Genomic DNA, 26,261 nt, shown 5'->3' with positions numbered 1-26,261 from the left:
TAAAAATAAGTTTAAAACACCAACGGTACAAATGATTGTCACCAATATGCGGCCATTGATGATCATTCATACTTTCACTAAAATAAAGGCCGTTTTGAATTACAAAACAAAACGGCCTCATTCAAAATCATCTAACTATTTATTTCTCTAAATTAGCAATAAGATCTTTCCATTCCTGAAGCTCAGGGATTCCCGGCTTCCTTTTTCCGAAGAACTGAACGATGAAATCCCCTTCTTTGTTAAAGACCTCCACTGCCGTTACCTCTCCGTCCTCAGTAGGTTTCTTTACAATCCATGCCTGTTCGATCTTGGTTACATCCAGATGCAGGTTAAAATCAGGATCCATTACATTGAACCATTGCTGGTGCCAAAGGGTTTTCTTCACTTCCCCGGTATGGATCTGGATAATTCCCCTGTTCCCCACAAAAACCATGATCGGAAGATTTTTTTCAGAAGCATCCTCCAGCACATTAACTACTTTGGAATTGTCGATCTTTTTGGCAAAGCCCTCCGGAGCCAGCCGTAAAGCCTGGGTTCTGCTTACCCCGAACTTTCTGGTCATCATAAAGAAGTCATGGGTATCTTTCAGCTCGGTCCATGCCTTTCGGAACCCTTCTACATCAATCTCAGAATCCGCTTTTTCGGCTGCTTTCGGAGCTATAGCCTCAAAATCAAAAGTACGGTTCTGTTCCTCGGCCCTATATTTTTCAACAATAGCATCAAAAGCCTGCTCATGGCTGTCTTTTGTAAGGTAAATCTTGTGAAGTGCCAGCCCGTCCTTACCGAAAAATTGCAGGCTTTTTTTATCACCTTCCACTACGGCAAAGGCAAACTTCCAATGGTTAAGGAAAATTCTGAGGTCAATATCTTCTCCTACAAAAAGCTGCGCATGCGGGCTGCTGAAATCCCCGTTCAGGTAAATTCCTTTTCTTTCATGTACACATTCGTCATTACGGGTAAGGGCCATTACCTTTCCCAGCTGTTCCGCTTCGGTCAAAATATTTTGAAACTCAGGCTTCAAAACCGTCACCCCTTCACCAATATTAGTTATCAATAATTCGGCTTCGCTCACTCCCAGCTGTGCCGCAGCATTTCTTATTCTCAGGTGTGGATTTTCTGCTTTTAAAGCTTCCCACTTTTCTTTCAGATCATTAACTAATGTGCTCATTATTTATTCTTTTATGGTTAAAACTGTATAAATTCTTCTTATTTTTTCCTTTGTTGGACTCTACTGATATTCTTATCTTATAAATTCACCGGTTATCCAAAAATGATCATCGGGTGACTGTTAACAGGATGCGGACAGATCGTACATGGAAAATTGTAAGCCTTGCTGATGTTTTCTGCCGTAAAAACCTTATCCGGCGTTCCGTAAGCTGATACTTTCCCTGACTTCATCAGGAGGATCTTGTCTGCAAACTGAGCTGCCAGATTCAGGTCGTGCAGCACAACAATAGCGCTGTTCGCTTTTCTTGTAAATTTTTTAATAATCTCCAAAGCTTTGTACTGATGCCTGATGTCCAGGTTATTCAGGGGCTCATCAAGGAAAACCAGCTTATGGGCAATTTTATTTTGCAGCTGAGCCATTACCCTGGATAGATGGACCCTCTGCTTTTCTCCTCCGGACAAGGTATTGTATTCCCTGTCCTTTAGATGGAGAACATCGGTTTCCTTCATCATTCCTTCTACCGCTTCAAAGTCTTCTGGTCCCGGCTGCGAATCAAAATAGGGATATCTTCCCATCATGATCACATCTTTCACCTCCAGAGGGATATCATTGCTGTTATGCTGTGAAAACTTAGCCTTATGCCTGGATATCTCCCGGATATTCCAGTCACAGACCGGCCTATTTTTAAACAAAATTGTCTGGTTCCCGTATTTTACTTCATTCGCCAAAATGCTCAGCAGGCTCGATTTCCCTGCTCCATTCGGACCTACAATGGCTAAAAACTCACCATATTCCAGAGAAATATCTACCCCATCCAGAATATGGAATTCCTTATGTCTGTAGCTGATCTGATGTGCTTTTATCATTACAATGATCTTTTATGTTTAATCAGGATGGCAATGAAAATAGGGCCTCCCATTAATGCCGTGAGGATCCCGATCGGCAATTCCGACGGCTCTACTATGCTTCTGCTGAACGTATCTGCCGTCAACAGCAGGATACTTCCACAAACTGCCGACAGCGGCAGGATAAAGGTATAGTCGGATTTGAATACAAGCCTTAGGATATAGGGAACTATAAGCCCTACAAAGCCGATGGTTCCTGAAAAGGCCACACTGCTTCCCACCATCAGCGCCGTGATCACAATGATCTGTTTTTTTAATCTTTCCACACTGATCCCCAGGTGCTGGGCATCTTTTTCTCCCAGCATCATCGCATTCAAGGCTTTTCCCTTAGGCAGTAAGATGATGTAGGAAATAAGCATCACCACTGCCAGCACGATATTTTTGGTCCAGGTGGCCGCCGCCAAGCTTCCGAGGTTCCAAAAGGTAAGGTCCCTCAACTGCTCGTCTTTGGATATATAGATCAAAAAGCCTGTGATTGAGAAGCCTATAGCCGTAATGGCAACCCCGGTAAGAAGCATCATCACCACATTCGTCTTTCCTCCGCTTGTGGATATCCTGTATACCAGCATCATTGATAAGAAAGCTCCTATAAAAGCTGCAATGCTCACCAGTGAAAATTGTACGGCTTCAGGAAGATACTGCCTGAAATGTCCTCCTAAAACAATAGCAATTGCGGCAAGCAGCGTTGCTCCCGAGGTCAGACCAATCAGGTCCCCCGTTGCCAGCGGATTTTTAAACAACCCCTGCAATCCGGTTCCTGAAACGGCTAGCATACTTCCGATAAGCATCGCCATCACGATTCTCGCTGCACGCACATCCCAGATTACATATTTATTGCTCAGGGACAGATTCGGATCTCCTTTTACAAACTGCCATAAGACCTTGAACGGGGCTTTCCCTCCAAAGTCATAAACTCCGGTATTAAGTGCCAGTACCGCTAATATTGCAAGCAGCACGACACTTATAATAAAATAAAAATATAATTTACTTTGTGTTTTCAATTAATAGCTTGTTTAGTCCTACTGCAGCTTCTCCCAATCTTGGCCCGAAACCGGAAACCAGACCTCCGTCCATTGCAATGATTTTTTTGTTCTTTCCTGCGTTGGTCTGGGCCACTCCAGGCATCTTAAGCGCTCCTTCGCTTCCCCCGGCACTTTCTAACCCGGTGGTAAAGAAAAACAGTACATCAGGGTTGGCTTTCACAACAGCTTCAGGAGTCAACGGCTTAAAATCCTCAAAATCGATAACCGCATTCTTTCCGCCAGCCAGGCTGATCAGGGCGTCCATCGGTGTGTTTTTCCCCGATACCATCAGCATATTTCCTCTGGCATATATGAATAGTACTTTCGGCTTTTCAGCGACAGGCTGAACCTGTTTCAGGTCAGCATCAATCTTATCATTCAGTTTCTGGTATTCTGTGCTGCCTATGGCTTTGGCTACCTGCTCGATCAATTTTTTTGTTCCTTCCACAGAATATTCCTGTTTGAAAATTTCAGCTTTAATCCCTGACGATTTTATCTTTCCAAGCAATTCGGGGTTGATATCCTTGTCTGATGCTAAAATCAAAGTAGGGTTTAACGCCATGATTGGCTCAATGGTCATGGATCTTACATGTCCCAGATCTTTAGCCGTAGATTTCAGAGTCTCGGGATAGGTACTGGTAACGTCCGTTCCTACGATCTCTTTCTCATGTCCCAGGGCACTTACGATTTCTGTGATCCCGCCGCTCAGGGTCACGATCTTATTATTACTTTTCGGGGCTTCGGAAGCAGTCTCCGTAGCGTTTTCTTTTCCGGTGCTTTCTGCTTTTTTACATGAGTAAACAGCCAAAAGAACCGACGCTACCAAAATGAATTTTTTCATGTTATACTATTATTTGATTTATAAAGGTTTGTATTCGAATTGAGGAAAGCCACGTTCTCCAGTTTCACTGTTTGTAAGCCTTGTGAATTTCAGCTTGAAATAGTATCCATCAGCATCTTTAATCACATAGAAACGGTCACCATAAACCTCAAGGCCGTTTGTGCCTACAGGATTTCTCCAGTTGCCCCCGATCACACGGTGATCATTGTAAACCAGCTTAGACTGATCCACATCAGAAAGTTTAAAATTATTATAAGCATCCATCCCGGAGCCTGAAGATACGATCACCTCATAGGCACCTACTCCGCCAAGGTTGTTATTATTTACAAAGTCTGCATAAATGTAGCTGCCTGCACCCGTAATGATGTTGGTAAATACGGTAAAGCAAAGATCCCATTTGTTTTTTTCAGGCTGGATGAATACTTCCTTTTTGTCTTTCAGGCTCACGAAGCTATAGTTGTAGGCGGGATTTTTGGCTATAACAGCTTCATAATAATTACTTCCGTCAAGATCTGCTGCTTTCACCCTGTATCCATCTCCTGCCCTCAAGATCTGTACTTTTTTCCAACCTCTGCTCTCTCCACCCGTTGCTACGCTTCCTGCGGCCACACTGCCGCTATAAATATCCTTACCCATATTCACAAGGTAAACCGCATTTTCAGAATCATTTGCCTTTATTTCTTCAATGGCGGTGTATCCGCCCGGAAAGTTCCCTTTCACATCATCAATATAAACTTCATTGGCAGGATTGAAATTGGCTACCTGCACCTGGTTCATCAATGAAGAGAGCGTAGATTCGTTTACCTGATCTAAATCCGTAACATCAGGGATCTTTCCTGCTGCCATCATTATCGAAGAATTCAATATAACTTTAAAGGCGCTTCCGGAATAAAAGGCCAGATCCCAGTCCGTCCTCCTGGTAATGGTTTGTTTCGGCCCTTTAGTACCCGGATCAATTTCGCTTAAATCAATCCAGACCTGATTGGGCTGTGTAGCACCTCCTACTTCGGGGTTGGCAATAGATCCTTCAACAGGCGCTACCGCTACGGGATCTTCATTATCATTAATGCATGATTGTGAAACCAGTGAAGCTCCCAGCAAAAGGTAAAATAGTATTTTTCTCATTCTTATTCTTTTAAAAATTATAGTTTAAGCGGGCAAAATAGCTTCTGCCATAGAACAGGTTCTGATCGTTTGCTCCTGCATTGTGCCCATCACCGGCTATAGTGGTATTTCTTATGGTGGAAACATCAAAAATATTTTTAATTCCCAGGCTCAGCTCCAGCTGATTTTTAAAGAACGGCTGGGATACCGTGAAATTCATCATACTAAAATCACCGATCTCCCCCAGCACATACTGTCCCGGATCCAGAGGGTCCTGGGCATTTGCACGGTGGACATACTGCCTGCTTTTCCCTGAATATTTATAATACAATGCAAAAAGTGTTTTGGCTTGGGGAAGCGTATAGCTGGCTGACAGATTTGCCTCCACATAATAATTGAAATCATCCGGTGAAACAATATTCCCTGTATTCAGTATTTGTGAAATTCCCATCGTGGAAACTCCTGCATTGATACTCAGATTATTTTTTCTGATATTGACGCTTCCACCAAACAATAATGATCTGTAATCATCAATATTCAGATAAGTGTATTTCAGCGGGCTGTTGCTGATGATCACGCTTTCGATCCTGTCCTTTACGTCAAGGTACATTCCCGAAAGGCTGATGTTGAACTTCCAGTTATCCCGGGTATGGATGTTATAATCCCAAAACAGGCCTATGGAATATCCCGTTTCAGGTTTCAGGTTTTCATTTCCCCTGATATCATGATTATTATCAACCAGGTAAGTATATAGTTCGTCATAGGTAGGGAATCTGTTCGCAGAACCGAAAATCCCGCGGATATCAGATCTTTCGGAGAAACTGTATCTGGTTGTCAAAGAATAATTAAACTGGGAATCAAATTTATCACTCAGGGCGAGCCTGGTTCCCGGACGCAGCGAGAATCTATCTGTCACCTTCCATTCGGCAGATAAGAAATTAGCATAATTAAAGATGGTCCTGCTGATGTCCTCCTTTCCTGAGGTCCCGAAATTCCCTGTTGTACTGCTTGCAAAACCTTTGGTCCTGTCCAGTTCATATCCAATCTGAAAATTGATTTTCTCGCTATCTAAAAAATTGCTGAACATACCCCTGGAATACAGGACCTCTGATTTATAGTAGGTTTGCTTGTCCTGTTTTGATATTTCCGTTCTGTTCGGCACATCATACCGATAATCCTGGAACTTTCTTTCCTGGCTCTGGTAGGAAAAATCACCGTTATAGTTGATCCTGGATCCCAGTTTGGTCTGAATATTTAGCTGGTGGATCCATCTTTTTGTAAAATAATCCTTATCACGGGAAACATAAGTTCTCTGGCCTCCACCCAACGGAGTATCTTCCACAAGAGGATTATAATAGTTCACGGTTTCCGTAAGAAAATTAACTTTGTAAAATAAAGAGGTATTGTTTTTTGCATAACGGACGGCGGCATTAGCAACGAGCTGGTCTTTCGGCTGCCATTCATATCCTCTCAATGCATTGTCCGGATCAAAAAACTTATAGCCCCGGAATTTCCCTTTATAGCCCTGAAAGTCATTATGATTAAGATCAGCTGTCAGTGACCAGTTTTCAGATAATTTATATCCCAGATTTAAAGACTGTACGTGCCGGCCATTCCCTTTTTTGAACCAGTCGTAATCTTTACCGACGGTTTCTTCCTGTAATGAAATCCGGGCATTGAATTTTTTAGAGTAATTTTTTTTGGTAATGATATTGATGACCCCCGCCACGGCATTATTCCCATATTCCACTCCCATGGAACCTTTTACGATTTCGATCCGCTCAATATTATTTACGTTGAGTTTTGTGAGATCAACCAGATTACCCATCCCCTGATCACTTACAACAGGGATATTATCAATAAGAATTTTAGTGTATTCCCCGCTCAATCCCATAATATTTGCACTGGAATCACCGCTGCCTCTATCCGGCTGGATTAAAATATTGAGGTTTTGGTTAAGAACTTCAGCAACATTTGTAACAGCCATATTTTTGATCTGCTGTGCATCAATTACTTCAACTTTATAAATAGATTTGTTAATGGATTGCTGGGTGTACTGGCCGGTAACGACCACTTCTTCAATGTTCTTCTGATTCAGAGAATCTTTTTCCTGTGCATTCATCCAGAAAACAGTGGATAATGAAAGCATGGAAAGTACTTTCTTCTTCATAAGGGAAAAAATTTTCGACAAATATAACAGTTTTATTTAGAACAATTAAAAATAATTATATATTTTTGTGTAATAATTCTAAATAAAAATAATATTATGAAAGTAAAATTACTTTTAGGAGCTTTAGTGTTCTCAACGGTTACGGCCAATGCCCAGTTAGCTTCCATTAATGAAAACTTTGAAACATTTACGACAGGGACCACTTCTCTTCCTCAAAACGGATGGGGTAAGGTGACAACAGGACCTATGGTATATATAGACGGTACTACCAATAAGTACCTGCAAGGGTATTCATTCTTTTTCCCTAATACTGCCTATTATGCGGTATCACCGCAGATTGTAGCTCCCAACGGATCTCAGACTCTGACTTTCACTGCGGCCCAGACTACGGGCTCGGCCGGTGCGGGAACCATTGAGGTAGGCCTGGTAGCTTCTCCTTCGGATATGTCTACATTCACTTCACTGGGAGCCCCCGTAACTTTGTCTTCTACCACTGAGCAAACCATTACGCTTAATGTTCCGTCTTCAGCCTACCAGTACCTGGCATTTAAATTCGTATCAACGGTTGCCCACGGAGCATTCCATATTGACAATGTAGTGCTGACCGCTGCAACCACCCTGGGGGTATCAGATCAGATTAAATCCGCAGACAATATCAGATTTGCTGTAAATTCAGAAAATAGCGCTTTAGAGTTTGTGGCTAAAAAAGAGCCAAAAAACATCGATATTTATTCCACGGCAGGGCAAAAAGTTGCGGAAGGAAAGCTTCAGGACCGTAAATTTGATATCAGCTCTCTTCAAACAGGCGTTTATTATATCATCATAGAAACTGCCGAAGGTGCAGCAGTAAGATCGAAATTTATCAAAAGGTAAGATTTATTAGACCAAGCTTACAGCTATGAAAGGCTGATCTGTGAATTCAGGTCAGCTTTTATTTTTTCTGATAACCTGCTTATCCGGAGTTTCAAAATAAGATAAAAATCATGTTTTTATTTAGAATCATTAAAAATAAATACTATACTTTTGTAGAATAATTCTAAATAATAACCTCTTTAACTATGAAAGCAAAACTACTTCTGGCTTCTATACTTTGTATAGGCATTCAGCAGACAGCTTCAGCTCAGGTGGATATCAACGGATATACTACAGTAAGTTTAACCACAGGGCCTAATTACCAGAACCGTGTTTTTTTCGATTTCAGCACCAACAATATCGTATCACAGCCAGCAGATTCATGGGATGTGGCATTTTACAGAAATTCGAGCATGAGCTTCGGAACCCGGATCAATGACGCCCAGAATATTGAAGTATATCAGGCATCGGACAATCCTGCGGACTGGGACAATATCAATATTGCCAATATTGCTTCATGGGGAGCCCCGTTATATAATCCAGATCAGACCGCTTCTATTCAGGAAGGGGCTTTCGAACAGGGCACCGCATCTTACGGATGGGGAGACTACAATGTGGCCAACCACCATATTGAAGGCAAGATAATATTTGTTTTGAAGTACCTGAATTCCAATTCTTATATCAAATTCATGATCACCGATTATTTCGGAGGGTATACTTTTAAATATTCCAAATGGAACGGCACCTCATGGGATGCTACCCAAACCAGAACACTGGCCAACGGAACAGACGATGCTTATTTCAACTATTTTTCATTTACTACCGGAGATAAGGTCTCCAATCTTGAACCACCGAAGGCTAACTGGGATCTTATGTTCACAAGATACTGGACTTTTTATGCAAATATCATGATGTACAGAATGTCCGGAGTTATCCAGAACCCGAATGTTACCGTGGCAAAAGTACAGCCTGAAACACAGGAAACAAATACCTATAACATCCCTGCATCAACTGCATTTTCCGGAAACATTACAGCGATTGGGCATTCATGGAAGCCTACCTCAGGAGTCTACAATGATGTGGTATATTATGTAAAACAGGGGTCTGACTACTACAGAATGTTCTTCACTCAGAATGGCGGAGCATCCAATGGGAATATGTACTTCAAGTATAAGAATGTTACTGCTTCATTGGGGATTACCGAAGTGGGTAAGAAAGCTTCGTTCGGGATCTACCCGAATCCGGTGAGGGCTGACAGAAAAATCACCGTATTGTTCGATATTAAAGAAAAAGCCGGCAACAAAGGCAGTATAGAGATATATGACCTTTCCGGAAAAAGGGTTTATTCTTCTGAACTTACCAATCAGGCAGGATTTTACAGACAAGACCTAAACCTGTCACAGCTTACCACCGGAAATTATATTGTAAAAATCTCTTATGGAGGCCATTCGGAAACCAAAAAGCTGATCGTGCAATAATCTGAAGATAATACTTTCTATTTTTTCTAATTCAAGGCTGCTTACCTCAGGGTGGCAGCCTTTTTTGAACCGGCAGGAGCTTTTATTCTCAGCTTATGCTCTTCTTTGATCTTAGTATATTTTAAATCCTTTATATACTTCAGTAGTGCTTTCCATAATTCTGGAAGCTTCACTGCGGAAATTCAGCAGGTGGTCCTGCCCGATGTGATTGTTGTGATGTTCAACGGATTCCCATAATTCTATCAGGAAGAAAGTACCTTTATTGTCTTTATCCTCTATAAGGTCATACTGAAGGCATCCTTCTTCTTTTCTGGTTTCTTTTACAAGGTTCTGAAATAATTCCACCGCTTCCATCAGATAGTTTTCATTGAACCTGAAAAGCGCAACTATATGCAAATTCATACGCTGATTTTTTGGTGTAAAAGTATAATATTTTCAAGACCGAAATTCTTTTTATCTCCTCTATTTTTCCACAATAAGCATAAATCTCAGTTGAAAACTGATTTATAAATAGTTATGGAACTCATCACAATCACCAGGGTCCCGATGATCAGGAACATTTTTTTCACGGGAAGCCTGGCGGTAAGCATTGCGGAGAAAGGTGCTGTAACAATGCCGCCGATCAGCAATCCCAGAATGATATTCCAGTGCTGGATGCCCAAGGTAAAAATAAAGGTAATGGCGGCCGTAAGGGTAAGGATAAACTTAGCCACCGTAGAGCTTCCTACCGCAAATCTCGGGGTAAATGCATTTTTGATCAGAGTTCCCGTTACCAGAGGCCCCCACCCTCCGCCGGCAAAAGAGTCTATGAATCCTCCGATAAGTCCCAGCCTTGTTAAGTTGGTTTTCCGCTTTAGCTTTTTATCCTGCTTTTTCTTAAAGGCATTGGAAAGGATCTGAAAGCCGAGATATAGGGTATAAAAAGCAATAATCGTTTTAGTGATCTTAGCATAATATTCCCCCAGGTAAGTCAGGCAGACCGCTCCTATTATAGCTCCGGCCACCGCCGGGATAGCGAGCTTTTTCACCAGTCCTTTGCTTACATTTTTAAGCTTCACATGGCTGATGCTTCCCGCCGCCGTTGTAAAGCTTTCCGCCGAATGTATGCTCGCACTTACAACATGAGGCGGAATATTCAGGAACAAAAGTGTTGTGGTGCAGATCACCCCGTAGCCCATTCCCATAGAGCCGGCAACAATTTCAGCCAGAAATCCCACCAGCATCATCCAGTAGAAGATATAATTATCTTTGGCCAGGATCGTCAAAAGCTCGTCCAGATAGCCCAGCTCATACATGGCCAGGACCACAATGAACAATACTGCGGTCGTGGCAAAGAATACATTAAGCCTTATCTGAACTTTCCTGGAGATCTCCATTTTTATAAAATCATTACAGCTCCAACGGTGGAATTGCCTGTTTCATCAATCAAAATTGCATTTCCGGTATCCCTGCTATCTTCAAAACTGTCAAAAACCAAAGGCGAGGACGTTTTGAGCCGAAGCTTTGCCACTTCATTCAGTTTTATATTTTCAGTAACAGGCATTTTCTCAAGGGTATTGACATCTATTCTATATTCGATCTCTTTGATGACAGCCTTCAGCACCTTGCTTTTATGCTGAATAAAATACTTATTGCCTTCGCTGAGCTCCTTTTTATCCAGCCAGCAGACAATGGCTTCAATTTCATTTTCCACTTTCGGAAGATCTTCTGTTTTTACCAGAAAGTCTCCCCTGCTGATGTCTATATCATCTTCAATATGCAGAACAGCGGGCTGATTGGCAAATACCATATCCACTTCTTTACCGCCAGTCTCTATCCCGGAAATGATGGTGCGGATATTTTGCGGAAGAACGGTAATCTCATCTCCTTTCCTGTAAATTCCGGAAATAACTTCTCCCGCATAGCCTCTGTAATCATGAAGCTCCCCGGTCTGAGGGCGGATCACATACTGTACCTGGAACCTTGATCTTTCCAGGTCTTTATTATGGCTTACCTCAACATTTTCGAGAAAATCCAGAAGCGTGGGGCCATCATACCAGGGCATATTTTCTGACCGTTCAACAATATTATCTCCATGAAATGCTGAAATGGGAAAATAGCTGACATTCTGCAACCCCAGCTTGTCGGCCACCTGCTGATACCGTGATTTTATATCTTCGAAAATTTCCCTGGAATAATCCACCAGATCCATTTTATTTACCGCTACGGCCACATTCTTCATTTTCAGTAATGACGCGATAATGGAATGCCGTCTTGTCTGCTCAATAACGCCCTGTCTGGCATCGATCAGGATTACAATCAGCTGTGAGTTGGATGCACCCGTAATCATATTTCTTGTATATTGGATGTGTCCGGGAGCATCGGCAATAATGAATTTTCTTTTCGGTGTTGAAAAATAACGGTAAGCCACGTCAATAGTGATTCCCTGTTCCCTTTCCGCCCTCAGTCCGTCCGTTAAGATAGCCAGGTCCACGCCGTCAGCATTTTTATTCTTCGATTGTTTTTCCAAGGCTTCAAGCTGGTCGATTAGTATATTTTTGCTGTCGTACAGGAGCCTTCCGATCAGGGTGCTTTTTCCGTCGTCCACACTTCCTGCGGTTATGAATCTTAATATGTCCACGTTCATTATAGTTATAAGTTATACATGATGAGCATAAGGTCTGCAAGCCTGTTAAAAATAGCCTCCTTTTTTCCTATCTTCCATAGCGGCTTCCGTCACTTTATCGTCAATCCTTGTTTCTCCGCGTTCGGAAATCCTGGAAGCGGTGATTTCGTTCACCACCTCATCCAAAGTCTCTGCGGAGCTTTCCACCGCTGCCGTACAGGTCATGTCTCCCACGGTTCTGTAACGCACTTTCTTATTGATGATCTTATCATTCTCATCTATCCTGATAAAATCGGAAACGGCGATCAGCTGGCCATCATATTCAATGACATCCCGGTGATGGGCAAAATAGATCGACGGAAGCTGAATGTTCTCCTTCCTGATATAGTTCCACACATCCAGCTCGGTCCAGTTTGAAATCGGAAAAACCCTTACATTCTCCCCTTTATTGATCTTTCCGTTGTAGATATTCCATAATTCCGGCCGTTGCAGCTTTGGGTCCCATTGCCCAAATTCATCCCGTACGGAGAAAAAGCGTTCCTTGGCCCTTGCCTTTTCTTCATCTCTTCTTGCCCCTCCGATACAGGCATCAAACCGGAACTCTTCAATAGTATCCAATAGGGTATGGGTCTGAAGCCAGTTTCTGGAAGCAAATTTCCCTTTCGGCTCCGTTAGCTTTTTCTCTCTTATCGTATCTTCAACTTTTCTTACAATAAGCTCCGCGCCGATACTTTCGGCAAGGTGATCCCTGAACTGCAAAGCCTCCGGAAAATTGTGTCCTGTATCTATATGCACCAGCGGGAACGGGATCTTCATCGGGGCAAAAGCCTTTTTCGCGAGGTGAACCAGGGTAATGGAATCTTTCCCGCCGCTGAAAAGTAACGCAGGCCTCTCAAACTGAGCTGCCACTTCACGCATGATATAAATGCTCTCAGCTTCCAGCTGTTCCAGATAGTTTAGTGTATAGGTACTCATTATTTATTTGAAAGTTTTAATTATTTCGTGTGCAGACCGCACTCTTTATGTGAAGCTTCCCACCACCAGCGTCCCGCCCGGGGATCTTCGCCTTCCGTAATGGCTCTGGTGCAGGGCTGGCATCCAACGCTGATGAATCCTTTTTTATGCAGGGACAGTTCCTGAACCTTATTCTGTTCAAGATAGGTCAGGACCTCCTGATAATCCCAGTGGATCAGGGGGTTGTATTTATACAGGTTCCTGTCTTCATCCCATTCAACAGCCTGCATATTGCCGCGGTTTTCAGATTGCCCGGCACGAAGGCCCGTGATCCAGACCTTTGCATTTTCCAGTGCCCGGTTCAGAGGCTTTACCTTACGGATATAGCAGCATTCTTTCCTGTTTTCGATGGATTGGTAAAAGGCATTGATTCCCTTTTCATTCACATACTGCTCTACCTCCGAGGCATCGGGAAAATAAACCCGGGTCCGGATTTTGTATTTGGAATTGTTGTTTGAAAGTAATTCGTAATGTTCAGGGAAGAGCCTGCCTGTATCCAGCGTAAAGACCTTTACCGGCAGCCTGTTTCTGAAGATGATGTCAGTAATCACCTGGTCTTCCTGGCCCAGCGAGGTTGAAAAAACCACTCCTTCCGGGAATTTTACTGAAACGAATTTCAATCCTTCCTCTGCTGAAAGCTGTTTCAGTGTATCTGCATCTTCTTTTGAAATCATATTTTATCATTTGAAGTAATGCAAATATCTAATAAAAATATTATCCTACCAAATGAGTAGACTATTTATTCAAAAAAAAGGATTTAAATCAGTCAACTAAATCGAGCAGCGTTTTTTTCTCAAGAATATTGAGTGAAGCATCACGAACCTCTATCAGCACGTCATGCAGGCCACAATGGTCTTCATTGCAATCCTCACATTTTTCATAGAAATTAAGGCTTACACAGGGAAGCAGGGCAATAGGCCCGTTCACCAGCCTGATGATTTTTGCCAGCTTTACATTACCAGGATTCTCTTTAAAGAAGTATCCTCCGCCTTTTCCCTTTTTACTATCAAGAATGTCCGCCTTTTTCAGTTCAAGAAGGATATTTTCCAAAAACTTCAACGGAATCTTCTTATGTTCTGCAATTTCGGAAATAAGAATCGGGCCTTCATTTCTTTTTTCTACAAGATATGAAAGCGCCTTGAAAGCATATTGAGATTTTTTAGACAGCATTGCAGCAAAAATAATAAAAATTGTTTGAATGTGTAAAGTGCAGATAAAACGGAAAGGCAGGCACCGGAAGTTTTCTGCAATACTTACATCAACTTCCCTTCCGCCAGCCTCCGTCTTCCCCGGCAAATTACTATATTTGCCTCATGTTCAGCAAACAGGAGGCACAGCAGCTAAAAAGGGAATTCTGGACGGCATTCGGAAAGTCTTTTCCCAGGAAATGGATCTTGTATGATACCAAGATCAAGGATATGTCGTTCAAGTTTTACGCGGATAACAGGAAAGCGGAGGTTTCTTTGGATATAGAAATGAAAGATGAGATCTTCCGGAACGCATATTATGAAAAGATCTGGTCTCTGGAAGATATTCTTAAAGACTTCATCGGAGGTTTTCAGAAGGAAGAGTATTTCACTTTGGATAATGGGAAGATCATCAGTAAAGTCTGGGTTGAGAAGCATGGGGTTTCCGTCTTCAATAAAAACACCTGGCAAGAAATATTTGAGTTTTTTGTAGAGAAAATGGACGGTTTTGAGCGGTTCTACTATGAATATGAGGATTTTATAAAGGATATCTGATGCTTTAGAGCACCGGACAGTATTCAGCAACGCTATTGAGAGGACGGATATAGCCCGTTATAATCCGCATAAAAGAAATGAATAAAGAGAAGCTCCGGTTTCTCTTTTATTTTTTACATACTTCATTATTCACGATCTGATTACATCATTCGTTGATCGGGCTACATTTGCTTCCCTGCATCTGCCCATCTTTGTACCATCATTACAACAATAAAGTAAAAAAAATGGAAACAAAAAAAGTATGGTTAGTAACAGGCGCGTCCAAGGGATTAGGCCTGGTACTGGTAAAAAAATTATTGCAGGAGAATTTTCATGTTGCCGCCACCAGCCGCAGCGTACAGTCTCTTATCTCAGAAATCGGGGAAGCTTCTGAAAAGTTTCTGCCACTGGGGGTCAGCCTGACGGATGACAATGACGTAAAATCAGCGATCTCCAAAACCGTGGATCATTTCGGGCAGATCGACGTGGTGGTCAATAATGCCGGCTACGGCCAGATCGGTACTCTGGAAGAGCTTTCTGATGAAGAGGCAAGGGCCAATTTTGACGTAAATGTTTTCGGAACGCTGAATGTGATCAGAAACGTCATGCCTTTCCTCCGGGAGCAAAAATCAGGGCATATCTTCAATATTTCCTCTGTAGGAGGATACTCGGGGAACTTTCCGGGCTGGGGGATCTATTGCTCTACCAAATTTGCGGTAGCCGGATTTACGGAAGCCCTGGCAGAAGAGGTGAAGGATTTCGGAATACATGCTACGGTAGTATATCCGGGCTATTTCCGTACGGATTTCCTGAGTAAGGATTCAGTGAAAACTCCTGCGAGGCCTGTCGAAGCTTATGAAGCGGCCAGAAACTCCGAGCAGGCCCACCTTAATGATATTAACGGAAACCAACCTAACGACCCTGAGAAAGGAGCAGAAGGGCTGATCGCCATCAGCAGGGAAGAAAATCCGCCGGTGCATTTATTGTTAGGCGTTGGAGCAGCCGACTTCCTCCATAAAAAGATTGAAGCCATTACAAAAGACGCCAAAGATTGGGAAAGTCTAACGGTATCTACAGGAATTTAATCTTTTTACCCGCAATTTACAGATCCTTCGAGAGGCTCGGAGGATCTCATTTTACAATATTGCAATCCGCCATTCAAAAATAATTAAATAACTTAGTGATTATGAAACAGACATTCCGCTTCAATTCTATTTCAGACTTTCATGCTTTCTGTGGTCTTCCGAAGCCTGAACATCCGCTGATCAGCCTGATTGATTACAGCAAGGTAAGGTATCCCGTGAATGATGATGAGCTGAAATGGGTGCAGAACTTTTACTCCATCGGTCTGAAACGTAATGTGAATGCCAAGTTCAATTACGGGCAGCAGGAATATGATTTTGATTCCGGAGTGTTGTGCTTCGTTTCTCCACTCCAGTTTTTAAGCCTGGAAATGAAGCCTGAGGTGGAAGTGGAACCCACAGGGTATTTATTGCTGATCCATCCCGATTTTCTTTGGGGAACTTCCCTGATCAGGAAAATAAAATCCTACGAGTTTTTCAGCTATCAGATCAATGAGGCGCTTTTTCTTTCGGATAAGGAAGAGAAGATCATTGTAGATCTGTTTAAAAATATTGAAAAGGAATATCAGACGAATATTGATAAGTTCACCCAGGATCTGATTGTCGCCCAGCTTGAATTATTCCTGATCTACTCCGAACGTTTTTATGAACGGCAGTTTTTTACTCGGAAAAAATCCAGCCACGAACTGCTGGTAAGGTTTGAAGAGGTTCTTTCCCGGTATTTCGACAGCGGGGATCTCCTCGAAAAGGGTATTCCTTCTGTAAAAGCGATCGCTGAGCAGATGAATATTTCCCCCAATTACCTGGGAACTTTACTGCGCATCCATACCCAGCAAAATACGCAACAGCACATCCAGAACAAAATTATTGATGCCGCCAAAGAACGCCTGAGTACAACGAACCTTTCCGTAAGTGAAATTGCCTATGAACTGGGATTTGAGCATCCGCAGTCTTTCAGTAAGCTGTTCAAGCAGAAAACCAGCCAGTCGCCGGGAGCGTTCAGAAAGCTGTTTAATTGAAACAGAGTCCGGGTAAACGGCAGATTTGTTTCCTATTAAAAGTAAAGATATTTATAAAAGGTAAGCAGATGTGCAGGTTTCCTGACCATTTTCTATGACTTATTAATGCTTATGGTTTAAAATCTGGTCTTGGCTATCGTTTATTTCAAAATTTTGCCTCATTTTTGTCTATATTTGTATAAAGCACAGATAAAGATCATATATGGAAAAGCTAAGAAATCTAAGAAAACAAAGAGGATACACCCAGGAATATATGGCTAAGATCATCGCCACAGATGTCTCCAACTATTCCCGAAAAGAAAATGATGAAGTAAGAATCTACGATGATGAATGGGAAAAGCTGGCCAAGGCGTTGGATGTTCCGGTGGAAGAGATAAAAGAAGAAAAGCTAAAAGCTATTGTACATAACAATCATGACAATACTACCTTTAACGGAAACTCCGGCAGTTATTTCAATAACTTCAATGGTATACCCAATTCTATTGTAGAGGATTTACAGGATTATATTAAAGTTTTGAAAGAGCAGATTGTGGCTTTGAAGGAAGAGAATGAGAGGTTGAAGATAAAAAATTGAAATTTAACATATAAGTAAAATTAAACAAACAGTTGTATACAATTCAACATGATCAATCAACATAAGACATATTGTTATCGTATTACCCATATAAACAACCTACCTCTTGTGTTGAAAAATGGTATTGTTAATAAACATCATCCCGATGCCTCCAGTAATTACATTGACATTGGTAATCCTGAAATTATTGATGTTAGAAGTACAATGCCTGTAAAAATTAATAATTATGGAATGATTGGCGATTATGTTCCGTTTTATTTTACTCCAAAATCTATGATGCTTTTTAATATAATAACTGGTTATAGGCATCCTTTAGTTTTAAAAAGAAACCGAACTGAAATATTGATTATCCGTTGCTTAATAAATGATTTAGCAACTTTGCCACAATGGTTTTTCACAGATGGACAAGGAAATAAGAGTTTAACTAAGCATTATTGTGATTTGACAGAATTAAACTCAATTGATTGGAAATGCATTCAAGAAAGTAATTTTAAAAATGATGAAGATGATCCTGATCGCTCCAGAAAATATCAGGCTGAGTTTTTAGTTCACAAACAAGTACCTCTGACGAGTATAGAATCATTAAATGTCTATAATAAATATAGTGCAAATATTGTAAAGAATTTACTAAAGCAAAACAATATTAATATGGCTGTGAATATTCAGCCACAATATTTTTTTTAAAATGATAAAAGTATTTGAAGGCGATATGATGCAATCTGGAGCGGAGGCTCTAGTAAATACCGTAAACACAGTAGGTGTAATGGGTAAAGGAATTGCATTACAATTTAAAGAAGCTTTTCCAAATAATAATAAAGCATATATTGATGCTTGTAAGAATAAAGAATTAGAACCTGGTAAACTTTTGGCTGTATGGGACGAAAATCTACAATTAGGTAAAAAGCTTATAATAAATTTCCCTACTAAAATTCATTGGAGATATCCTTCAAAATATGAATATATTGAAAAAGGATTAATTACTTTACGTGAGTTATTGCAAAAAGAAAAAATAAAAAGCGTTGCAATACCACCTTTAGGAAGTGGTAATGGTGGTTTGGATTGGAACAAAGTAAAACCTATGATTGAACAAGCATTGGATGGATTAGAAACAGAGATCATGATTTATGAGCCAAATGCTGCGATTAAGGCCATTTTACAAAAACAAGAAGTAAAAAAAGAAATAAAATTGACACCGGCTCGTGCTTCATTACTTTATTCTTTATTTGCTTTTGAAAGTATGGGCGAATATAGTAGTTTATTTGCTGCAAACAAACTAGCATATTTCTTACAGCGGAAAGGACAAAAATTGAACCTTACCTTTAAAGCCCATCATTATGGCCCATATGCTATTGGTGTAGAAAAAGTGCTTTATTATCTAAATGGTGTTTATTTAAAAGGAATGGAACAAGGAAGTACAAAGCCATTTGAGCCTTTACAATTAAACTATGAAAAATGGGAAGAAGTAAAACAATATGTTAATAGAGAGCTTTCTTACGAAGATGCCCAACGGGTAAAAAGTCTTATTCAATTTTTAGCTGGCTTTACTTCAGAACTTTCATTAGAAATTCTAGCAACAGTTGATTTTATCATTGCTCAAAATCCACAATATTCCGTTGATGAAGTAATTAAAGCTATTGCAAACTGGAATATGCGCAAGAAAGAATTATTTAAGCATGAATATATTGAAACATCATATAATTACCTTAAAGACTATTCTTCCAACTTAATTGTATAACATTATAATTAGTAAAATATAATTTGATCTACTAATTAATTAACAAAAGAGAAACCTTCCGGTTTCTCTTTTTTATTTATCCAAACTTTCTCTTCCTCAGCCAGAAGAACAATCCTCCTAAAGCGCCTATCACCACTAAAGGGAGCAGCAGATTAAACCATTGCCAGTTGTTTTTCTCTTCGGTGATTCTCTGGCGGTCCAGAAGCCTTTCTTCGATGTTTCTGTTCCTTAATTCCATCAGGTTGCTATCATCCAGCAGGTAATCCAGCGCATTTCTCAGGAACTGCTCGTTTCCGAACTGCTCGTTGGTCAGCAGGTCTACCCCCAGCGGAAGCGGTTCGCCTTTGATGATCTTATTCCTGCCTACGTCTCCGTCTGCAATGATGATCATTTTATTTTCCGGGCTTTGTCCTTTGAAACCGGGATAAGATTTCCTTTCGATCCTGGAGGCATAGGCAGAATTAAACTTCCCTTCCAGGGCCACGGCATAGATTTTCGGGGTGCTTGGCCTTTCTCTTTGTCCCAGGCTGTCTACGCTGGCAATCTCTTTCAGATCCACATAGTTCGGGACCTGCTTCAGCAAGGTCCTTTCACTGGATTCAAAAAGAACGTGGGTTTTGATATTTTTTCTTCCCCCTAAGGTATCTATGGATGTAGGGAACTCAAATTTTACCGGATTGATATTTTTGGTAACGGGATGATCATGTTCTGCGATCCCCAGCGGGAAATACGGCCACGGAAGGCTTGTGTACTGTGGGTTTCCGCTTACTTCCCCGGTTACCAGCCTTAGGAGGGCAAATTTCTTCACATCCTTTACCAATGCAGGGTTGATCCTGACGCCGTAATTGAAGAAGAAATCTGTCATATTAAGATCGATAGGGAAAGGCATTACCTTTTTAGCCCTCGTCAGGGTATCCATCTCGGCATTCACCGCATCGATCATCCAGAGCGTCTTGCCTCCGTTCATAATGTACTGATCAAGGATCACCTTTTCCCCGTCCGTAAATGCTTTTCGGGGCTTTGCGATCACCAGGGCATTCATTTGCTTTAGCAAAGGCACATCGGCAAGGGTAAGCTCGGTCTGGTTCTTAGGGATCACCGGGCCTGCGTCATAGTTTTCCAGGGCCAGGTGCATAAACCCCTGGAACTCATCCGGGCTCAGCTCATCCTGATTCACCAGAATCCCGATTTTTTTCCTTTTATCGGTGGTGATATTCTTGATATTGGAAACGAGGTTATATTCTAAATTCTCAATGGACCTGGTAAGCTGCTCATCGGCATCTATACCCGTCTGCTGCACCACCAGAGGGATGGAAACTCCCTTTTTATCATATTTTACTACGGCATACGGGAAAAGCATGATCTGGGAAACCTTTCCGTCTCTGATATCCGGAAGTACGGAAGGCTGCATTCCCATAGCCATCAGGGTATCCTGAGACATTTTGGTCTTGATGGGATCGATGAACTTAAAATCGATCTTGGGGTTGATCTTTCTGAACTCTTCCAACATGAATCTGGTTTCACCCTGAAGCTGCTTAAAGCTCGCGGGGAAATCTCCTTCCAGGTACACATCAACGGTTAAAGATTTTTTAACGGATTTCAAAACTTTTACCGTGTTATCGGAAAGGGTATATCTTTTTTCTTTCGTCAGATCCAGCCGGATGCCTGAGATAAACAGGATGACCGCCAGCGGCAGAATGACGAACAGTAAAATTCCTAACGGGGACTTAAACGGGATCTTCTTCATAATCCTACTTCTTTTTATTGATAAAATGATTGGATAATACTAATGTAACACCGATGATAAGGACAAAATAAGCGACATCCTTAAAGTCAACAAGCCCTCTGGTGAACCCCAGAAAATGCTGATAAAAGCCAATGTTCTGCAGGATGAAATCTGCACCGCCCAATAGCTTATAGCTTGCAAGCTGCTCGATGCCAAAGTACATGATAAAGCACATGAAAACACCCAGCAAATAAGCCATGATCTGGTTCTGGGACAGTGAAGAGGCCAAAACCCCTACCCCTGAAAAAGCCGCAATCAGGATAACCAACCCGATATAGCTCCCGAAGGTCATTCCCAGATCAATATTTCCCTCAGGCACTCCCAAAACATACACTGTATAAAGATACACAAGCGAAGGGATCAGGCACAGGATCCCCACTACCCAAACGGAAAAGAATTTTCCGAATACCAGGTCTGAAATTTTTAAAGGCTGCGAAAAAAGCCAGTTCAGGGTCCCCGTCTGCTGCTCTTCCGCAAAGGTCCTCATAGACAATGCAGGAATAATGAACATCAGCAACCACGGAACCAAAACAAAATAGCTTTGCAGAGAAGCCATCCCGATCTCAAAAATATTGGAGTCGTTATCGAAAAAAAACAAAAAGAGAGTCGCTATGAGACTGAAGGCCGCAATGATGATCCATGCGCTCCAGTTCCCGAAGTAACTCCAAAGTTCTTTCTTAAAAATTGCAAACATGTTTTTTAGTTATGGGTTTTAAATTATGAGTTATGAGTTGTCAGTTACCGGTTGTTGGCTTTAAACCAACTTATAACTCAAAACTCATAACTTATAAGTACTATTGTTTATTTTTTTTATTCTTATTCACCAGCTTTACGGTCGCCATGATCAGAAATACCAGAACGAGAAATCCTGCAATTAATTGCCACCAATACTCGATTACCGCTGATTTTAACATGACCGTGAATACTACCAGGAACAGAATGAAGGTTGCGATTTCGTTGGCCTGTCTCAGCTTTATATTGGCTGTTTCAAGGGTATTCCCGTTCAATTGTTTAAGCTGCAATACTTTTTTCCAGCACCAGTAATGGTAAATGGCAAGGCCAATGAGGAAGGTCAGCTTCAGATGAAACCAGGGAGTCTTCATAAGGCCTGTATTCAGGAAGATCATGATCAGCCCGCAAACCGCCATGATAACGCCCGCAGGTACGGTAATGATATTCCATAGCCTTCTGGCCATGAAAATATATTGCTCCCGTAAGATTTTCTTTTTCTCTTCCTGAAATTCATCCGTATCCTTGTAATAAACAAAGATCCTCACGAGGTAGAAAATCCCTGCAAAGTAGCTTACCATGAAGATGATATGCAAAGCTTTTATTATGGTGTAAAGCATTATAAACCCTGGTTTTTATATGAGATGCTGTCTGTTTTTTTACCATCATGGTATTTTTTCACATACAGCAGCTCTCCTTTATCATTATAGTACTTCCAGTCACCGAAATAGTACCAGTGGCGCCCATTTTCCGAAATATCCAGCCTGGATTGCCCGGTCTCCTTGATATTTCCGTCAGGAAAGTAAACTTTTGTTTTTGTAATATTCTTCCTGATCCTGTCCTTCTGATAAAGCTTACCGGCCAATGTAGTTTTCCAGACACCTGCCTTTTCCCCGCTTCTGTATCTTCCTACAGCTACCAGAGTACCCGCATCCGAAGAATATTCCTCTCTCCATTTGCCGTGCCTTTTATTTACATTATTCTGGTCTTTGACGTACCGGTTCATCTCTATTGTGCAGGAAGACAGCATAAGACAACCTGCCACAATCAGTGACAGCCTTTTCATTACTTAATCACACCAAGCTCCTTGCCTACTTTTTCAAAAGCGGCGATGGCTTTATCCAGGTGCTCTCTTGTATGGGCCGCAGACAGCTGAACCCTGATCCTTGCTTTTCCTTTCGGTACCACCGGATAGAAGAATCCGATCACATAAATCCCTTCATCCATAAGCTTTTCAGCCATTTTCTGCGAAAGCGGGGCATCATAAAGCATTACCGGAACGATAGCGGCATCGCCATCAGGGATATCAAATCCTTTGGCCTTCATCTGCGTTCTGAAATATTCGGCATTTTCCATTACCTTGTCGCGCAGGGAAGTATCTGCGGAAATCATATCCAGCACTTTCAGGGCTGCCCCTACGATTCCCGGAGCCAGTGAGTTTGAGAAAAGGTAAGGCCTTGAACGCTGTCTCAGCATGTCTATGATCTCTTTCTTACCGGAAGTAAAGCCTCCTAATGCTCCACCCAGGGCTTTCCCCAATGTGGAAGTAATGATGTCTACCCTGCCCATCACTTCATTAGCTTCGTGAGTTCCACGGCCTGTCTTACCTATGAATCCGGTAGCATGGGAGTCATCCACCATTACCAGGGCATTGTATTTTTCGGCTAAGTCACAAACTCCCTTAAGGTTGGCAACAATGCCATCCATAGAGAAAACCCCGTCCGTTACAATGATCTTAAATCTGTGATCTTTTTCGGAAGCGGCGATCAGCTGGGCCTCAAGATCAGCCATATCGTTGTTCTTATAACGGTATCTCGCCGCTTTACACAGACGCACCCCGTCAATAATTGATGCATGGTTCAATTCATCTGAAATAATAGCATCTTCCTCAGTAAAGAGTGGCTCGAAAACACCTCCGTTCGCGTCAAAGCAAGCCGCATAAAGGATCGTATCTTCCATTCCCAGAAACTCAGCAATCTTTTGTTCAAGCTGCTTGTGAATATCCTGGGTTCCACAGATAAAACGAACGGATGACATTCCATAGCCATGAGACTGGATCATCTCCTGGGAAGCTTTCATCACCTCAGGATGATTAGACAATCCCAGATAGTTGTTGGCACAAAAGTTTAAAAGCTTTTTCCCGTTAGCTTCAATTTCAGCGCTTTGCTGAGAAGTAATGATCCTTTCTCTTTTATAAAGGCCGTCATTTTCAATATTTTGAAGTTCGTTCTGTAAATGTTGAAGATATTTTTCAGAAATCATTTTTAGTAATTTTTTAGATGCGCTAATTTAAGAAAAAGGCTGTAAAATATAAGCTTTTATGATTTTAATTCTAACAGTTCCGCTTAAATCCGTATTTTTTCATATCAAATTCTAAATTCCATCAGGCTGCCAAGGCTGGAAAGCTATCATTATCAGGGAGCTTAAAAAAAGAAGCTTTCAAAGTTGAAAGCTTCCCGTTTTTATTTCTTGATAAACTTAATGTTCTTTTCCTGTATCCTGAGAATATAGGTTCCGGGAACCAGCTCCGATACCGGGATGGCTTTACCAGGCTGATATATTCCTTTCTTCACAAGCTTTCCGTCAGTAAAATAAACGGTATAGTCCTCTTTCTGGCGGATTCCTTTTAAATACAGCTCATTTTTGGCAGGATTCGGATATAAAGCAAAAGCTTCGAAATCAAATGCTGATGTACTGAGAGTATTATCCTGGGCCACAGTAGAGTTCTTCTCGAGGATCTGATACTCATAATTGAACTGAACATTGGCTACAGGGAATGAAACCGTTTTCATAAAATACTGATCATTAGAGGTATTATCCAACACAAAATAAGCTACTTCGCCTCCCGTGCCGTTTACTTTTACCGGCAGAGGCATTTCAAAAAAGCTTACCGTAGGGCTGCTTTGGGCCTGAGAAACTTTAAAGGTCACCTGAGCACCGGATTGCTTCCACCTGATATCATAGGTAGGATACCCTTCGCCATAGACCCAGTCGTTAAAAAATTCCGTAAAATCTTTACCTGTTGACAGAAGCAGGGAAGCATTCAGATCGGATGTTTTGGCATAGTTATAAGCCAGCTGGGGCCTTGAATGATAATCCTGAACAGCCTGGTAAAAAGCTGTATCTCCCAGGATCCATTTCAGCATCCTTACGACATAGCCTCCTTTGGCATAGGACAACCTTGAGCTGAATATGGCAAAAATATCCCCCAGATTGGCATCCGCAACGTATACGCTTCCTCCCGGAGAACTTGTTATAAAATTCTTTTGGTCAAGCAAATAATTCATAAACTGGGTATTGTTCATCAAAAGCTTTTCATTGGCCAGATGTTCCCCGAACGTGGCAAAGCCTTCATTCAGCCAGATATCATTCCAGGCACCGCAGGTCACCTTATCCCCGAACCACTGATGGGCCAGCTCATGGGCAATAACCCCTTTATCCCAGCTGCTCATGGAAGACATGGTCTGGTGCTCCATACAGGTTCCTCCATACTGAAATTCCATATGCCCGTACTTTTCATTCCTGAAAGGATAAGCTCCGAAATAGGTTTCAAAGGTGTCCATCGCCTGCTTTGTCCAGTTGATATTAGCCATCACGGTAGTATTGGCGGCAGTAACAGGAGAAATATAGTTGACAAAAGGAAACGGCGGTGTTCCCATGGTATCGGTAAGCTTAGTGAAATTGGTAACGGACAGTGCAATAAGATATGCGGCCGTAGGGTACATCGTCCTCCAAAAGGTCAGCTTCTGCCCTCCGGGAAGGATCGTCTCAGACATGAATTTCCCGTTGGCCGCAACGCTGTATTGAGAGGGTGTGGTAATTTTAAAATCAAACCTGTCGATTTTGTCATTCAGGCTTTGTTTGGTAGGGAACCAGTCCTGAGCCCCGTAAGGCTCACTTAATGTGGAAATGATGGGGTCACTACCCAGAGTTCCCGTAGAAAAGGCATTGTTACCCAATGGTGGCGGCCCGGAATAGGTTATCGTTAAAGAGTCTACAACATTGGCCGGAAGCGCGTTCTGAAAATCAATTTTCAGTTCTTTGGTAGGCAGTTGCTGGAAAAGGAGACTGGTCCCGTGATATTGTACCTGGGAAACGGTCAGGGTATTGTCCAGATCAAAATATATGCTGCTTATGGCCTGGTTAGGCTTAAAATGTGAAGTTACGGAACCGGAAATATTGTGTACCATCGGGTCCAGAGTAACTTCCATTCTCTGATATTGGAGATCATAATTAAGGGTATTCGGATTCACATTATATTCGATCATCTTTTGGGTAAAAGACTGCATTTCCTTTGCTATTAATCCTTTCTTTTCGATATTCTGTTGCTGGCTGCATAACTGTTGGAAGAAAAACAAACTTACAACGAGGAGGGAAATTTTTTTCATAGGTATCATTAATTGAAACCAAAGATAAAAAAAACCTTTTAACCATTGATTAAAAGGCTTTTATATCG

26 protein-coding genes are annotated in these 26,261 nt (G+C 41.7%); 8 read left to right on the top strand and 18 right to left on the bottom strand.

The features are described 5' to 3' along the window. Window positions 1-139 precede the first annotated feature (139 nt). From ABMQ40_RS07355 to ABMQ40_RS07330, 6 genes are all read right to left on the bottom strand, one after another. Window positions 140-1,168, bottom strand: a complete 1,029-nt coding sequence (locus ABMQ40_RS07355) for a hemin-degrading factor (RefSeq protein WP_370898079.1) — start codon at window positions 1,166-1,168, stop codon at window positions 140-142. 92 nt (window positions 1,169-1,260) lie between these two features. After that, window positions 1,261-2,034, bottom strand: coding sequence for a heme ABC transporter ATP-binding protein (locus tag ABMQ40_RS07350; RefSeq protein ID WP_370898077.1), 774 nt, complete (start codon window positions 2,032-2,034; stop codon window positions 1,261-1,263). After that, a complete protein-coding gene (locus ABMQ40_RS07345) occupies window positions 2,034-3,074 on the bottom strand; it encodes a FecCD family ABC transporter permease (RefSeq protein WP_370898075.1) in 1,041 nt (346 codons plus the stop codon). The genes ABMQ40_RS07350 and ABMQ40_RS07345 overlap by 1 nt, the downstream gene beginning before the upstream one ends. Further along, window positions 3,058-3,936: a heme/hemin ABC transporter substrate-binding protein gene (locus ABMQ40_RS07340; RefSeq protein WP_370898073.1), complete on the bottom strand. Its 879-nt coding sequence runs from the start codon at window positions 3,934-3,936 to the stop codon at window positions 3,058-3,060. The genes ABMQ40_RS07345 and ABMQ40_RS07340 overlap by 17 nt, the downstream gene beginning before the upstream one ends. Before the next feature lie 18 nt (window positions 3,937-3,954). After that, window positions 3,955-5,061 carry an HmuY family protein gene (locus tag ABMQ40_RS07335; protein WP_370898071.1) on the bottom strand — a complete coding sequence of 369 codons (1,107 nt, stop codon included), beginning with the start codon at window positions 5,059-5,061 and terminating at the stop codon, window positions 3,955-3,957. A 10-nt stretch (window positions 5,062-5,071) separates the two neighbouring features. Then, window positions 5,072-7,210: a TonB-dependent receptor plug domain-containing protein gene (locus ABMQ40_RS07330; protein ID WP_370898069.1), complete on the bottom strand. Its 2,139-nt coding sequence runs from the start codon at window positions 7,208-7,210 to the stop codon at window positions 5,072-5,074. A 96-nt stretch (window positions 7,211-7,306) separates the two neighbouring features. Between ABMQ40_RS07330 and ABMQ40_RS07325 the strand changes: the two genes are divergently transcribed. Further along, window positions 7,307-8,083: a T9SS type A sorting domain-containing protein gene (locus ABMQ40_RS07325; protein ID WP_370898067.1), complete on the top strand. Its 777-nt coding sequence runs from the start codon at window positions 7,307-7,309 to the stop codon at window positions 8,081-8,083. A gap of 185 nt (window positions 8,084-8,268) precedes the next feature. Continuing rightward, entirely contained in the window at window positions 8,269-9,540 is a 1,272-nt protein-coding gene (locus tag ABMQ40_RS07320; RefSeq protein WP_370898065.1) for a T9SS type A sorting domain-containing protein, read from the top strand. A gap of 111 nt (window positions 9,541-9,651) precedes the next feature. Here the strand turns inward: ABMQ40_RS07320 and ABMQ40_RS07315 are convergent, their stop codons facing one another. The 6 genes from ABMQ40_RS07315 to ABMQ40_RS07290 form a co-directional block, all read right to left on the bottom strand. Beyond that, window positions 9,652-9,942 (bottom strand): putative quinol monooxygenase, encoded by a 291-nt coding sequence (locus ABMQ40_RS07315; protein ID WP_370898063.1) that lies wholly within the window; start codon window positions 9,940-9,942, stop codon window positions 9,652-9,654. A gap of 86 nt (window positions 9,943-10,028) precedes the next feature. Continuing rightward, the gene (locus tag ABMQ40_RS07310; protein WP_370898061.1) at window positions 10,029-10,916 is read right to left on the bottom strand and encodes a sulfite exporter TauE/SafE family protein; all 888 of its coding nucleotides are present in this window, start codon (window positions 10,914-10,916) and stop codon (window positions 10,029-10,031) included. Window positions 10,917-10,918: 2 nt separating this feature from the next. Then, window positions 10,919-12,160 carry a sulfate adenylyltransferase subunit 1 gene (locus ABMQ40_RS07305; RefSeq protein ID WP_370898117.1) on the bottom strand — a complete coding sequence of 414 codons (1,242 nt, stop codon included), beginning with the start codon at window positions 12,158-12,160 and terminating at the stop codon, window positions 10,919-10,921. Between the two features lie 51 nt (window positions 12,161-12,211). Beyond that, window positions 12,212-13,120 carry a sulfate adenylyltransferase subunit CysD gene (gene cysD, locus ABMQ40_RS07300; RefSeq protein WP_370898059.1) on the bottom strand — a complete coding sequence of 303 codons (909 nt, stop codon included), beginning with the start codon at window positions 13,118-13,120 and terminating at the stop codon, window positions 12,212-12,214. Window positions 13,121-13,140: 20 nt separating this feature from the next. Then, window positions 13,141-13,833, bottom strand: coding sequence for a phosphoadenylyl-sulfate reductase (locus tag ABMQ40_RS07295; RefSeq protein ID WP_370898057.1), 693 nt, complete (start codon window positions 13,831-13,833; stop codon window positions 13,141-13,143). 88 nt (window positions 13,834-13,921) lie between these two features. Beyond that, the gene (locus tag ABMQ40_RS07290) at window positions 13,922-14,329 is read right to left on the bottom strand and encodes an RrF2 family transcriptional regulator (RefSeq protein ID WP_370898115.1); all 408 of its coding nucleotides are present in this window, start codon (window positions 14,327-14,329) and stop codon (window positions 13,922-13,924) included. Window positions 14,330-14,472: 143 nt separating this feature from the next. Here ABMQ40_RS07290 and ABMQ40_RS07285 point away from each other — a divergent pair, with 143 nt between their 5' ends. The 6 genes from ABMQ40_RS07285 (at window position 14,473) to darG (ending at window position 19,290) form a co-directional block, all read left to right on the top strand. Further along, window positions 14,473-14,901 (top strand): DUF4268 domain-containing protein, encoded by a 429-nt coding sequence (locus tag ABMQ40_RS07285; RefSeq protein ID WP_370898055.1) that lies wholly within the window; start codon window positions 14,473-14,475, stop codon window positions 14,899-14,901. Between the two features lie 224 nt (window positions 14,902-15,125). Further along, on the top strand, window positions 15,126-15,965 hold the full coding sequence (locus ABMQ40_RS07280) for an SDR family NAD(P)-dependent oxidoreductase (RefSeq protein WP_370898053.1): 840 nt from the start codon (window positions 15,126-15,128) through the stop codon (window positions 15,963-15,965). A gap of 101 nt (window positions 15,966-16,066) precedes the next feature. Beyond that, entirely contained in the window at window positions 16,067-16,981 is a 915-nt protein-coding gene (locus ABMQ40_RS07275; protein ID WP_370898051.1) for a helix-turn-helix domain-containing protein, read from the top strand. Window positions 16,982-17,183: 202 nt separating this feature from the next. Further along, a complete protein-coding gene (locus ABMQ40_RS07270; protein WP_370898049.1) occupies window positions 17,184-17,555 on the top strand; it encodes a helix-turn-helix domain-containing protein in 372 nt (123 codons plus the stop codon). 48 nt (window positions 17,556-17,603) lie between these two features. Beyond that, entirely contained in the window at window positions 17,604-18,239 is a 636-nt protein-coding gene (gene darT, locus ABMQ40_RS07265; RefSeq protein WP_370898047.1) for a type II toxin-antitoxin system toxin DNA ADP-ribosyl transferase DarT, read from the top strand. 1 nt (window position 18,240) lies between these two features. Then, window positions 18,241-19,290: a type II toxin-antitoxin system antitoxin DNA ADP-ribosyl glycohydrolase DarG gene (gene darG, locus ABMQ40_RS07260; RefSeq protein ID WP_370898045.1), complete on the top strand. Its 1,050-nt coding sequence runs from the start codon at window positions 18,241-18,243 to the stop codon at window positions 19,288-19,290. 76 nt (window positions 19,291-19,366) lie between these two features. On the opposite strand, the gene gldG is transcribed toward darG, so the two are convergent. From gldG to ABMQ40_RS07230, 6 genes are all read right to left on the bottom strand, one after another. Then, window positions 19,367-21,037 (bottom strand): gliding motility-associated ABC transporter substrate-binding protein GldG, encoded by a 1,671-nt coding sequence (gene gldG / locus ABMQ40_RS07255; RefSeq protein ID WP_370898043.1) that lies wholly within the window; start codon window positions 21,035-21,037, stop codon window positions 19,367-19,369. A 4-nt stretch (window positions 21,038-21,041) separates the two neighbouring features. Beyond that, on the bottom strand, window positions 21,042-21,770 hold the full coding sequence (locus ABMQ40_RS07250) for an ABC transporter permease (RefSeq protein WP_370898041.1): 729 nt from the start codon (window positions 21,768-21,770) through the stop codon (window positions 21,042-21,044). A 100-nt stretch (window positions 21,771-21,870) separates the two neighbouring features. After that, window positions 21,871-22,425 carry a CopD family protein gene (locus ABMQ40_RS07245; RefSeq protein WP_370898039.1) on the bottom strand — a complete coding sequence of 185 codons (555 nt, stop codon included), beginning with the start codon at window positions 22,423-22,425 and terminating at the stop codon, window positions 21,871-21,873. Beyond that, window positions 22,425-22,871, bottom strand: a complete 447-nt coding sequence (locus tag ABMQ40_RS07240; RefSeq protein ID WP_370898037.1) for a toxin-antitoxin system YwqK family antitoxin — start codon at window positions 22,869-22,871, stop codon at window positions 22,425-22,427. The genes ABMQ40_RS07245 and ABMQ40_RS07240 overlap by 1 nt, the downstream gene beginning before the upstream one ends. After that, window positions 22,871-24,067: a glycine C-acetyltransferase gene (gene kbl / locus ABMQ40_RS07235; RefSeq protein ID WP_370898035.1), complete on the bottom strand. Its 1,197-nt coding sequence runs from the start codon at window positions 24,065-24,067 to the stop codon at window positions 22,871-22,873. The genes ABMQ40_RS07240 and kbl overlap by 1 nt, the downstream gene beginning before the upstream one ends. Window positions 24,068-24,267: 200 nt before the next feature. Further along, window positions 24,268-26,193, bottom strand: coding sequence for a M1 family metallopeptidase (locus ABMQ40_RS07230; RefSeq protein ID WP_370898033.1), 1,926 nt, complete (start codon window positions 26,191-26,193; stop codon window positions 24,268-24,270). Between the last annotated feature and the right edge of the window lie 68 nt (window positions 26,194-26,261).

This window comes from Chryseobacterium gossypii (genome assembly GCF_041361455.1).
Taxonomy (GTDB): domain Bacteria; phylum Bacteroidota; class Bacteroidia; order Flavobacteriales; family Weeksellaceae; genus Chryseobacterium; species Chryseobacterium gossypii.
The sequence above is the reverse complement of the archived record's forward strand: the minus strand, read 5'-3'. Positions and strand labels throughout refer to the sequence as shown.